Origin of the sequence: Thermus brockianus, from assembly GCF_021462505.1 — a bacterium.
Lineage (GTDB): Bacteria > Deinococcota > Deinococci > Deinococcales > Thermaceae > Thermus > Thermus hydrothermalis.
This window is the reverse complement of the sequence record NZ_JAKEDV010000013.1, coordinates 18743-29973: the sequence shown is the minus strand read 5'-3', so window position 1 is coordinate 29973 and position 11231 is coordinate 18743. Positions and strand designations below refer to the sequence as shown.

Annotated in this window: 9 protein-coding genes; 1 reads left to right on the top strand and 8 read right to left on the bottom strand. The window is 62.1% G+C overall.

Annotated elements, in window-relative coordinates:
• Positions 1–143: 143 nt before the first annotated feature.
• Positions 144–1715, top strand: a complete 1572-nt coding sequence (locus tag LXN00_RS12310) for a hypothetical protein (protein ID WP_234508647.1) — start codon at positions 144–146, stop codon at positions 1713–1715.
• A 61-nt stretch (positions 1716–1776) separates the two neighbouring features.
• Here the strand turns inward: LXN00_RS12310 and wbaP are convergent, their stop codons facing one another.
• Genes wbaP through LXN00_RS12270 form a run of 8 tightly spaced genes read right to left on the bottom strand, consistent with a single transcriptional unit; the run spans position 1777 to position 11205 of the window.
• On the bottom strand, positions 1777–3234 hold the full coding sequence (gene wbaP, locus LXN00_RS12305; protein ID WP_234508646.1) for an undecaprenyl-phosphate galactose phosphotransferase WbaP: 1458 nt from the start codon (positions 3232–3234) through the stop codon (positions 1777–1779).
• A complete protein-coding gene (locus LXN00_RS12300; protein ID WP_234508644.1) occupies positions 3231–3995 on the bottom strand; it encodes a WecB/TagA/CpsF family glycosyltransferase in 765 nt (254 codons plus the stop codon). Before LXN00_RS12300 ends, wbaP begins: the two co-directional genes overlap by 4 nt.
• Entirely contained in the window at positions 3961–5178 is a 1218-nt protein-coding gene (locus LXN00_RS12295; RefSeq protein ID WP_267962868.1) for a glycosyltransferase, read from the bottom strand. The genes LXN00_RS12300 and LXN00_RS12295 overlap by 35 nt, the downstream gene beginning before the upstream one ends.
• 8 nt (positions 5179–5186) lie before the next feature.
• Positions 5187–6368, bottom strand: coding sequence for a glycosyltransferase (locus LXN00_RS12290; protein WP_234508640.1), 1182 nt, complete (start codon positions 6366–6368; stop codon positions 5187–5189).
• Positions 6365–7627, bottom strand: a complete 1263-nt coding sequence (locus LXN00_RS12285; RefSeq protein ID WP_234508638.1) for an O-antigen ligase family protein — start codon at positions 7625–7627, stop codon at positions 6365–6367. The genes LXN00_RS12290 and LXN00_RS12285 overlap by 4 nt, the downstream gene beginning before the upstream one ends.
• Positions 7602–8858 carry a lipopolysaccharide biosynthesis protein gene (locus tag LXN00_RS12280; RefSeq protein WP_234508636.1) on the bottom strand — a complete coding sequence of 419 codons (1257 nt, stop codon included), beginning with the start codon at positions 8856–8858 and terminating at the stop codon, positions 7602–7604. Before LXN00_RS12280 ends, LXN00_RS12285 begins: the two co-directional genes overlap by 26 nt.
• Positions 8855–9805: a UDP-glucuronic acid decarboxylase family protein gene (locus LXN00_RS12275; RefSeq protein WP_234508635.1), complete on the bottom strand. Its 951-nt coding sequence runs from the start codon at positions 9803–9805 to the stop codon at positions 8855–8857. The genes LXN00_RS12280 and LXN00_RS12275 overlap by 4 nt, the downstream gene beginning before the upstream one ends.
• Positions 9805–11205 (bottom strand): UDP-glucose dehydrogenase family protein, encoded by a 1401-nt coding sequence (locus LXN00_RS12270; RefSeq protein WP_234508633.1) that lies wholly within the window; start codon positions 11203–11205, stop codon positions 9805–9807. The genes LXN00_RS12275 and LXN00_RS12270 overlap by 1 nt, the downstream gene beginning before the upstream one ends.
• Between the last annotated feature and the right edge of the window lie 26 nt (positions 11206–11231).

Genomic DNA, 11231 nt, shown 5'->3' with positions numbered 1-11231 from the left:
GGGCCCTGGGGTCGGGGACTTGGGACAAGGCCTCGCGTAGGGTCATGCCCCCTCTTTACCCCAAGGCCGCATATCGGTCAAGTCTGCCTCGGGGGTAGGCCGGGCCCTTCCCCGGAGGGGCATGGGTTATACTGGGCCGGATTATGGTGGAGACTCCCGAAGACGAGCCTTCCCTTACCGATCTCTGGCGGACGCTGCGCCGCTACCTGCCCTGGGCTCTGGGGGCGGCCTTGGTCATGGCCCTGGGGGCCTACTTGGTGGGCCGCTCTCTCCCGCCCCGGTACCAGTCGGGGGCTCGCCTCGTGGCCTCCCAGGGGGTGCTGAGCCCCACCCTCGGCAGCCTGCCCCAGGTGGCCCTGAGCCTGGACGGGAGGGCCTTCCGGGAGGCCGCCCTAAGCCGGGAGGTGCGGCAGCTCGCTTTGCGGCGGGTCCTGGGCGAAGGGGCGCCTCCTTTGGAGGAGGCGGAGAGGCGCTACCGCTTCCGGGCCAACCTGGTGGAGGGGCGCAGCTCTGTGGTCCTCACCCTCTCCCTCCAAGCCCCCACCCCGGAGGAGGCGAAAGCCTTGGCCGAGGCCTGGGCGGGGGCCCTCTTGGAGTGGGACCAGAACCGCATCCGGCAGGGGTTTCGCCAGTACCGCACCTCCCTCGAGGCCCAGGCCCTGGCCCTGGAGAAGGAGCTGGAGAACCCCACCCTAAGCGAGCAGGACCGGCTGAGCCTGCAGGCCGCCCTGGGGAACACCCTTCGGGACCTCCAGCTCGCTCGGGCCCTGGAGGCCACCGCCTCGGGGCAGCTCGCCCTCCTGGACCCGGCCTCCCCGGGGGTCCAGGTCTTCCCCAGACCCCTCCTTTTCGGCGCCCTCTCGGGGGCTCTGGGAGGGTTCTTGGTCCTGCTCCTGGGCTTCCTCCGGGAGGGCCTGGACCAGAGTCTCCGCTCCCCCGAGGAGGCCCACCGCCTCACGGGGCTCCCCGTCCTGGCGGAGTTCCCCGCCCTTCCCCCGGGAAGCCCCGTGGAGGAAAGCGAGGCCTTCCGGGAGGCCGCCTCCTACCTGCGCACGAGCCTGACTCCCCTCCTTGCGGGCGAGGAGCAAAAGGTCCTCCTCGTGACCAGCCCCGCCCCCGGGGAGGGGAAGACGGCCCTGGCTTTGAGCCTCGCCCGGGCCTTCGCCCGGAGCGGCAGGAAGACCCTCTTGGTGGACGCCGACCTGCGTCACCCTCTCCTCACCCGGCGGGCCCAGGCCTTCTACCCCGGGGTGCCCGGGGAGGGTGAGGGGCTGGACCGCTTCCTCACCTCCGCCGCAAGCCTTCCCCGGTTTCTCCCCTTGGAGGAAGGGCTTTGGCTCCTTCCCGCCTACGCTCCCCTGCCCGACCCCGCCGAGGCCTTGGGCCGGGAGGCGCGCAACTTCTTCCGCTACCTGGAAGGCCTGGGCTACGAGGTGGTGGTCTTGGACACGCCCCCCCTCGCCTTCCCGGATGCCCTGGTCCTCGCCCCCCGCGCCTCGGGGGTCCTTCTGGTGGTCGCGGAGCGGCGCACGGACCGGAGGGCCTTGCAGGCGGCCTGGGACACCCTGCGGCAGCTTGGGGTGCGGGTGCTCGGGCTTGTGGTCAACCGGGTGCGGGAGGGGAGGCTTTGGTCGGGCCAAGGGGGGTACGCCTACGCTTACCGCTACCGGTACCGCTACCGCCGCGCCTCGGCGGCTTCGCCGAAGAAGCGCTGAGGGGCTCGGCCAAAACGGCTGCTTAGGGACCCTCGCCGCGGCTTTCGCTGCGGTGGGGTATTCAGTACGCCCCCTTCCGGCTGAGCACCACCCACACCGTCCGGGCCAGGATATAAAGGTCTAACCAAAGGGACCAGTTGCGAACGTAATACGTGTCCAAGGCCTCTTGCACCTCCAGGTCCCCCTCGCTCCGGGCGGAAACCTGCCATAGCCCCGTGAGCCCCGGGAGGACGCTTGCGCGAAGCCTGCGGAACTCCGGCGAGAACTTCTCCAGGTGGTAGCGGGGAAAAGGCCTCGGCCCCACCAGGCTCATCTCCCCTTTAAGCACGTTCCAAAGTTGGGGCAGCTCGTCCAGGCTGGTGCGCCTCAGGAAGTGCCCCACCCCGGGGAGGACCCGGGGGTCGTCCTTGAGCTTGAAGAAGCGCTCCCACTCCTCCCTCGCGGCGGGGTTCTCCTCCAGGTAGCGGGCGAGGCGGGCCTCCGCGTCGGGGTACATGGTGCGGAGCTTCCACACCCGGATGGTCCGGCCCCCGTACCCCTCCCGTTCCTGCGTGTAGAAGGCGGGCCCCGGGCTGACCCGCTTGACCCAGAGGGCGAAAAGCCCGATCCAGGGAAGGCTTAGGAGGAAGAGGGGAACGCCGAGCAGGTAGTCCAGGGCCCGTTTGAGGAGGCGGTTCCGCCGCAGGAGGAGGTTTTTCTTCACCTCCAGGGCCAGAACCCCGGCGAGGTCGCGGCTGGAGACCCAGAGGCTTTGCGCGCCGAAGAGGTCCGGGATCAGGAGAATGTGGGGAAAGGGAAGCTCCTGGAGAAGGCGGGTAAGCTTTTCCCGCCCCGCCCCAGGCATGGCGAGGACCGCGTGGCGAAGCCCCCTTTGCGCCAGGTCCTGAGCGAGCCCCATACCCCCCAGGACGGGAAGCCCTTCCACCTCGAGGCCCCACCTCCCCGGGTCATCGTCCAGAAAGCCCATGGGGCGGAGGCCCAAGACGGGGTCGGCGCGCAGGCGGTTCGCCACCAGGGCCCCGCTTCGCCCTGCGCCCAGGATCACCACGGGCACCCCCCAGACCCCCCATCGGACCAAAACCTCCCGGGCCAAGGCGGCGAAGAGGGGCACGAGGAGGAGGGCGTAGCCCAGGGCCAGCCCCAAGACCCCCCGGGACCACCCCTCCCGCAGGAAGAGCCATTCCCAGGCGATGAGAGCGATGAAGAGGAGGAAGGTCACCTGCACCTTGCGCCGGATCCGCTCCACGGCCACGAGGCCGTAGCCGGGATAAAGCCCGGCCAGGGCGTAGCCCAGGGGGAAAAAGAGGAGGGCCAGGGCGATGGAGCGGAGGGCCTCGAGGGGCACCTTGGCCGGGAACCAGAAGCTAAGGGCCTCCCGGGTGGCGTAGCCCAGGAGGAGGGAGGCCTGAAGGGCTAGAAGGTCTGCAAGGAGGAGGCCTAAAACTGCCCAATAGGACTCCCCTTGGTACTTAAGCTCCGTCCTTGTCTGGCTCCGCTCACCCCTTTTAGCCACTTTCATCGGGTTCCCTGCTTTGCGAGGCACCGCTTCAAGTCGCTTAAGGCGTAGGGTACCAGATACCAAGGTTCAACGAGGTACCTACGCCACAACCTTCTCGGCTCGGAAAATAACCTGTACGCCCATTCCAAGCCTAGCCGTCCCATCCAACGGGGTGGGGTAGGGATGGCCCCGGCGACATAGTCAAAGCACGCTCCTACGGTTAGGATAGCGTTGACCCTTAGACGTTCCAGATTGTCCAGCACCCAATGCTCTTGCCGAGGCATTCCCATCCCGACCATAAGCACGTGAGGCCGGTACGCATTGATCTTATCTAGAATATCTCCGTTTTCTTTGCCTGTCACGTCAAAATAGCCGTGGTGGGTCTGAAGAGAAAGTCCTGGAAACTCCGACCTCAGCCTTTCAGCCGCCCTCTCTGCGACCCCGGGCTTGCCGCCAAGGTAAAAAACGCGCCAACCCTGCCGTTTGGCTTCGGCCATCAAAGGGCGCACCCAGTCCACGGAGGTAATCCTGTGTTCCGGTTCCAAAGGTTTTCCCATGAGCCGTCCCCAATACACTAGGGGCATCCCGTCTATGTAAATGACGTCCGCTTTGCTGTAGAAAGCACGCATCTTTGGGTCTCTGTGGAATAAAAAGACGCTATGCAAATTGTGGTGTGCAATGACTATCTGCCTGCCCTCTGTTATCGCTTTCCCAATGACCGCGTGGAAGTCATTCATGCTTACTGGGTCAACTTCTACACCGAGTAGGGTAAGGCGTCCCATACTTGGCCTCCAAGATCTTCTCTATTTGAGGAATCATGTCTTGTACCCGGGCTTCCCAGCTGTGCTTGGTCACAACTTCCGTTCTCGCTTGCCGACCCATGTCGGACCAGGCTTCTTGCTCCCTGTAGGCCTTTCGCAGGGCCCGTTTGAGATCTTCAAGGCTACCGGGTTCAAAAAGGTATCCGGTTTCCCCCTCGCGCACCATGCGTTTTGCGTCTGTGAAAGCTGAGGCCACTACGGGTTTGCTCATGGCCATGTACTCGTAGAGCTTGAGGGGTGAGTGGTACATCTCCCCGGCGTGTAAGGAAACTTGGCCCGTGTAGGCCAGGTCAAAGCCTGCAATGTAGGCCGGTACCTCATCCCAAGGCATCCGTCCCACGAAGCGCACCTGTTCTCCAAGTCCCAGCTCACGGGCAAGTTGTTCCCACGGTGCTCGCATAGGCCCGTCTCCTACAACGGCTAGGCTAAAAGACAGCCCCTCAGACCGTAAGTCTGCAATGGCTTTGATAAGTAAGTCCAACCCCTGCCAGGAGTAGAGCGTTCCAACAAAGCCAATGGCGGGTGGCGGCAGCAGTCGCTTTTCCTTGCCCCGCACCCGTTCCGGATCAAATCGTCTGACGTCCACGCCGTTAGGCACGACCAGAACTTTTTGGGGGTCTACATCCCACTCAGCTAGAAGCGCTTTCATGGCTTCGGTCACGCACACCACGACATCCGCTTGGCGATAAGCCCAAAGCTCTAGGCGCCGCTCCAAGCCAGTGAGGGCTAAAGTGCTCCGGTCTTTCGCCGCTTCTATGAAAAGTAGACCGTTCGTTTCCAAAATCCAAGGTATGCCCCGACGTTGAAAGCCGTAACCCAGAAACTGAAAAGCTCCGAAGCGTTCGTAAACCCAATCTACACGCCCGATTGCTCGGGGCGCCTGGATCCCGTTAAAAACAGCCATACTCAGTCGGACCACATCGGCGGTCAGGCGCTTGGCGAAGCTGTGGCCAAGCTCCACATCTGCTTCCTTGGTGACCCAGCTCAAAGGCACCCGATCTCCCACGATGAAAGGGCGTACTTCCCAGCCAAGTCTCCTGAACCCTTCCATTACCCCCAAAACATGAGAGCGAGGCCCCGAAGCCGCAGCTTCTGGGCGAGTGGAAACCCTTGGAGCACCAGAAAGATATCCTAAGGTAGCCATACTTTTTCCTAATCACACCTGGAGCCGTTGACAAAACTGCCTTCTTGCACGCGATCGTATAAGTCTTCAAGTTGCCGATTTACCTTGTTGAGCTCAAACCGTTCACGTACATGCGCTGTAGCGGCTTTGGACAACCTTTCACGGGCTTCCCTTGAGCTGAGGAGGTGACGGATGTTTTTCCGCAGGGCCGATACGTCTCGCTCTGGAGAGAGAAACCCTGTTTCTCCATCGCGAACCACCTCCGGTATCCCGCCTGATAAAAAGGCTACGACAGGGACGCCGCATGCTTGTGCCTCTAAATAAACCATTCCAAAGGTTTCCGCCTCTCCATCTGGCATGGTTATTGAAGGCATGGAAAAAAGATATGCCTTTTGCATTTCTTGCCGCACAATCTCTCTGGGTTGAGCACCGAGAAAAGTTACCCGATCGCCCAGAAGCTTTTTGGAGAATTCCTCATATTCTTTTCTTTTTGGTCCGTCGCCGATAACTACCAACTTCAATTCAGGGAACTCTGAAACTAGAGGCGCCAAAGCTTCTACGAGAAAGGGTAGTCCTTTTAGCTGTATTAGCCTTCCAACGTATAAGATTCTCCCGTACTCCACTCGTTCGGGGTCTGGATAAAAGAAGCTCGTATCTATCCCGTGAGGCAAAAGCACCAGCTTGTGGGCCGGATAGCCACGATCAAGCGCTTTCTGCAAAAGAAATTTTGAAGGCACGATAAAGAGTTTGGCTTTTTGCTGTAGCCGTTTCTTGCGAAGAAGGTAGAGTCGGTGGCTAGGCCAAGATTTTAGGAGAATGGCCCGTTCGTCCATAGTGACGTCTGTCCCTAAAAGGCTCACGATAAGGGGCACCTTTAGAACCTCAGCTAGGGGTAGAGCCAATGCGCCGTCAGGGGCGAAGTGCGCATGAATAAGGCTCGGGCTAAGACGTTGAGCCCAAGCCACGATCCTCCGCGGCAACCTTCCGAAAATTTTGAAGAGGATTTCATCCCTGAAGTCTGCGGAACCGAAGGATTTTGCATTGCTGGGATTAATCAAGACAAGGCGTTGCTGGGGAATGTGTATGGAGGGGAAAGCGCGCCGACTTCCCAAAAAGTAAGCCTCATACTCTTTTAAGTCAAGACTTTGGTTTGCAACGAAGGTCTCTGACACTGGAAGAAGCCGATCTCTGAAGACGAGGATCCTTTTCATTGCCCCCTAGCCCCCTGAAACCGATGGGCGTTTATGCCCGAATAATTTGCTGCCCCAACCCTCAGATAACTCCACACCAAAAAAAGCCAATAAAGGTTATTGGCTCGCAAGAAGCTGCTTTCTGCGAAGTTGTAAATGATCAGAAACGTTACCACTCCTACCTGGAAAAGCGCCCTTGAGGAAAAGCCTTCGGCCACATAGCGCTGAACGCTTGCTAAGATCAGACGCAGTAAAAGCCAGAGCCCCAGCAACAAACCCACTAGACCCAGATCTAACCACAAGTCTAGGTAGCCGTTATGACCGTGGACAGGACCCCAACCCACTAGGCTCCAAACGTAAGCCGAAGGGCCTTCCCACCCCAACCAAAATCCCCCAAAACCGTAGCCCACCCACAACCGCTCCTGAATAAAGGGAATAAGCGTGAGCCAGAGGGGAATCCGGCCCGTCAGGGTAACGTCCTTGCCCAAAGCCTCCAATAGGACCTCGTAGTTGGCAGCCAACACCATGCTTCCGCTTGCCCCCAGGAGGACTCCTAAAAGCAGAAGAACGGGCCATAGCCTTCGGTAGCGCTGACCAATCCAAAGCCCCGAGACCACCAAGAGCATTGCAAAGGCCAAGACCAGGGAGGTGGCCGAGCGGGCCCCTGCCAAGACCACCCCAGAGAGAAAGAGCCCGACCAACCAGACCCTTTTACGCCCTGGTGCCAGCAGCAAAGCCAAAAAGACCAAAACACCCAGGGCGGCAAAGCGTCCCAGATCGTTTTTATGCACGAAGATTCCCCGCCACGCACCCTCATGGGGATAGCCCATGAGGCCCCAGTCAGGAAGGAGAAAGACAAAGGCAATGCTTAAACCTAAGAGCAGTAGAAGCGTGGTGCCCAGGAGGCGAAGGAAGGCCTCCGGTGTGAAGCGAAAAGCCAGATACACTCCGTAAAGGCTCGTAAGAAGTGCGGCTATGGCTTTCCGAAACGTCACCTCGGGCGCAGTAGACCAAACAAGGGACAGAAAAGCCCAAAGCAAGAGCAGCCAGATAGGACCCCCTTTTATGAGGCCTCGCCATAGAAAGGCTGGTTCCCTGAGCAGAAGCACCAAGACTACAGCGTACCCCAAAAGAAGCAAAAAGCGGATGAGGGTATCTCCTTCATAAGGGTCTATAGGGTTTCCAGACACCTCACGCCATAGAAGGAGGAGCGCACCCACTATGAGAGCGAGCATTAGGGTATGGAACCCCCATTCAATACCGGTCAGAACACGTTTCAAGCTGGCCCCTCCTTTTCGAGCCCAAGAGCAGCATCAGCCAAAGCAGGGCGGCGAGCAGTCCGTCCGAAACCAAACTACTCCAAACCGCCCCCTTCCAGCTAAAAAGGGGAATCCACCAAAGGTTTAAACCAAGATTAACAAAGGCAACCCCCACTTGCGCAACGCTCCTCAAGCCCTGGTAACCCGCTCCTGTTAGAGCATCTGCGGCTAAGTAGTGAAGTGCGCGGAAGAGGAGGATAGGGGCAAGTAAGGGGAGGGCAGTGGCAGAGAGGGCGTACTCGGGTCCCAAGAGGGTCGGAAGAAGAGGGGCAAGGCCCAGAACCAAGACCGTGCCCAAAGCGCCTGCGGCAAGCCCCCAGGGGAGGAGTCTTAGAGCAAAGGTTCTGGAAGATTCTAGGCCCCTTTTTCCCTCGCGGAAGAACCGGGGATAGGTGGCGTAAAGGAGTGCCCGCATGGGCACGAAAGCAGCGTCTAGAACACGGTAGGCGGCGGCGTAGCCCCCAGCTACCGCGTCGGAAACGAGGCGGGAAAGGAGGGTTTTGTCTAAGTCGTTGTAGGCCCCTTGGGCAGCCAGGCTGATGGCGAAGTAGAAGCCTTCCCGCCACTCGCCCCGCATGGGGCCAAGGTTTAGCGAACCCAAGCCCAACTCCCGGGTGACCCAGGCCACTCCCAGGGCACCCGCCAGAAGACCGCTACCGGCATAAAGTAAAGCCCACTGGGCCGCGCTAGCCTCAGGAAGGGCGTAAAGCACCAGAACACCTAAAAGGCGAGCAGCGCTGATGAGAGCCCAGATGGCCGAGGTGCGGCTAAGGCGTTCTCGGCTTTGAAAGGCTTGCCCTGAGACATCGGCCAAACGAATGCCGATCAGGTCGCCAAGGGCAATAGGAAGGGCCAGCGTCAAAGCGGCTTCCCAATTGAAGAGCAAGCCAGAAAGGAGTGAGGCTAGACCCGTTAGCGCTCCCCCCGAGGCCAGAGTAGTCGCCAAGGCGGCGCCCCAGTACTTCTTAAAAAGGCTCGGGTCCCGGGAAGCGTGCTTGATGAGGATGTTGCCACTTCCCCAGCTGGCGAAGGGGGATAAAACCATCACCAGGGCCGCAATACCCACGAAGGCCCCGTACTGTTGGGGTCCTAGAATACGAGCCAGAAGAATGAAGTAGAGAAACTGTACTCCGAGCCGGACCCCGAAGCCCAGGAGCATCCAAAGGGTGTTTTTGGCCAAAAGGGACCTCAAGCCCCCTCCTTTATCTGCGTCACAACGTCCCGGAAGTAGGCGACGGTGCGCTCCAGCCCCTCCCGAACGGGCACCCTGGGCTCCCAGCCGAGGAGCCTTCTGGCCAGGGCGATGTCGGGGCAGCGCTGCTTGGGGTCGTCCTCCGGCAGGGGCTTGAAGACGATCTCCGAGGGGCTTTGGGTGAGTTCCTTGACCAGGCGGGCCAGTTCCAGCACCGCGTACTCCTCCGGGTTCCCCAGGTTCACCGGGTAGGGGTAGTCCACCTCCATGAGGCGCCGGACGCCCTCAATGAGGTCGTCCACGTAGCAGAAGGAGCGGGTCTGGCTCCCGTCCCCGTAGACGGTGAGGGGCTCGCCCCGGAGGGCCTGGACGATGAAGTTGGAAACCACGCGGCCATCCTCGGGGTCCATGGCGGGGCCGTAGGTGTTGAAGATGCGCACGATGCGGACCGGGACCCCGTGCGCCCGGTGGTAGGCCAGGGTCAGGGCCTCGGCGTAGCGCTTGCCCTCATCGTAAATGCTCCGGGGGCCGATGGGGTTCACGTTGCCCCAGTAGGTCTCGGGCTGGGGGTGGACCAGGGGGTCCCCGTAGACCTCGCTGGTGGAGGCGAGGAAGAAGCGGGCCCCCTTCCTCAGGGCCAGGTCCAGGAGGTGCCGGGTGCCCTCGGCGTTCACCAGGAGGGTGGCGATGGGGAGCTTGAGGTAGCGGGGAGGGGAGGCGGGGGAGGCGAAGTGGAGGACCCAGTCCAGGGGGCCCTCCACCTCCAGAGGCTGGACCACGTCCGCCCGGAGGAAGGTGAAGCCCGGGTGGCGCCTTAGGCGCTCCAGGTTCCGCCCCTGGCCCGTGGAGAGATTGTCCACCCCCACCACCTGGTGCCCCTCCCGGAGGAGGCGCTCCGCCAGGTGGCTCCCCAAAAACCCCGCAGCTCCCGTGAGGAGGACCCGCACTAGACCCTCACCCCCTCCAAGGTACCCAGGGCAGGCACCCCCAGGCCCACGTAGCGGTACCCCAGGGCGGCCAGGGCCTCCCCGTCCAGGAAGTTCCTCCCGTCCACCACCAGGGGGATGCGGACAAATCCCTTGAGCTCCCCCCAGGGCCAGGTGCGGTACTCGGGCCAGTCCGTGGCCAGGACCACGGCATCCGCCCCCTCCAGGAGGGTCCTGGGGTCTTCGGCGTACTCCAGGGGAAGGTCTACCTCCCGCCTCGCCCGGGGGAGGGCCGCAGGGTCGTGGGCCCGTACGAAGGCCCCCCGTTCCAAAAGAAGGGCCGCCAGTTCAAGGGCCGGGGACTCCCGGAGGTCGTCGGTGTGGGGCTTGAAGGAAAGCCCAAGGAGAGCAATGGTCCGCCCCTTCAAAACCTTAAGCTCCCCCAAGAGCTTGTCCACCACCCTGCGCCGCTGGAGGGAATTCACCTCCCTCGCCGCTTCCACGATGGGGAGCCTAAGGCCGTACTCCTTCCCCATGGCCACGAGGGCAAGGGTGTCCTTGGGGAAACAGCTTCCCCCCCAGCCGAGCCCCGCCTGGAGAAACCGGGGGCCGATGCGGCTGTCCAGGCCGATCCCCCGGGCCACCTCGCGGATATCCGCCCCCACCCGCTCCGCCAAGGCCGCCAGCTCATTGATGAAGCTGATCTTGAGGGCGAGGAAGGCGTTCGCCCCGTACTTGATGAGCTCCGCCGAGGCCAGGTCCGTGGTCACGAAGGGGACCGCCCCCATGCGCTCGGGCCGGGGAAGGAAGGGGGGCGGGGTGAAGCTCTGCTCCAAGATGGGCTCGTAGAGTTCCCTAAGCACCTCCAGGGCCCGTTTGTCCTCGGCCCCCACCACCACCCGGTCGGGGTAGAGGCTGTCGTAGAGGGCCTGGCCCTCCCGCAGGAACTCGGGGTTGGAGGCCACCGCTAAGCGGCCATCCGGCTCGCCCCCGTGGGCTTCCCGAAAGGCCCTCCGCACCAGGGCCTCCACATAGTTGCCGCTTCCCACGGGCACCGTGGACTTGTTCACCACCACGGTGAACCCCTCCCCCAGGTGCCGCCCGATGGCCCAGGCGGCCTCCCGCACCTGGGAGAGGTCGGGGGAGCCGTCCTCCAGGGAAGGGGTGCCCACGGCCAGGAAGACCACCTCCGCCTGGGGGATGGCCTCCTCGTACCGCGTGGTGAAGGAGAGCCGGTCCCGCACCAGGAAAAGCATCTCGGGCAAGTGGGGCTCAAAGAAGGGGGGATTGCCCTGCTTCAAGGCCTGGACCTTGGCCTCGTCCAGGTCCAGGGCCACCACCCGGTGGCCGATATAGGCCAGGCTAAGGGCGGTGGTGAGGCCCACATACCCGGTTCCCACGACAGCCACGCGTTTACCCATACATCCCTCCTAGGAGAGGAGCGCAT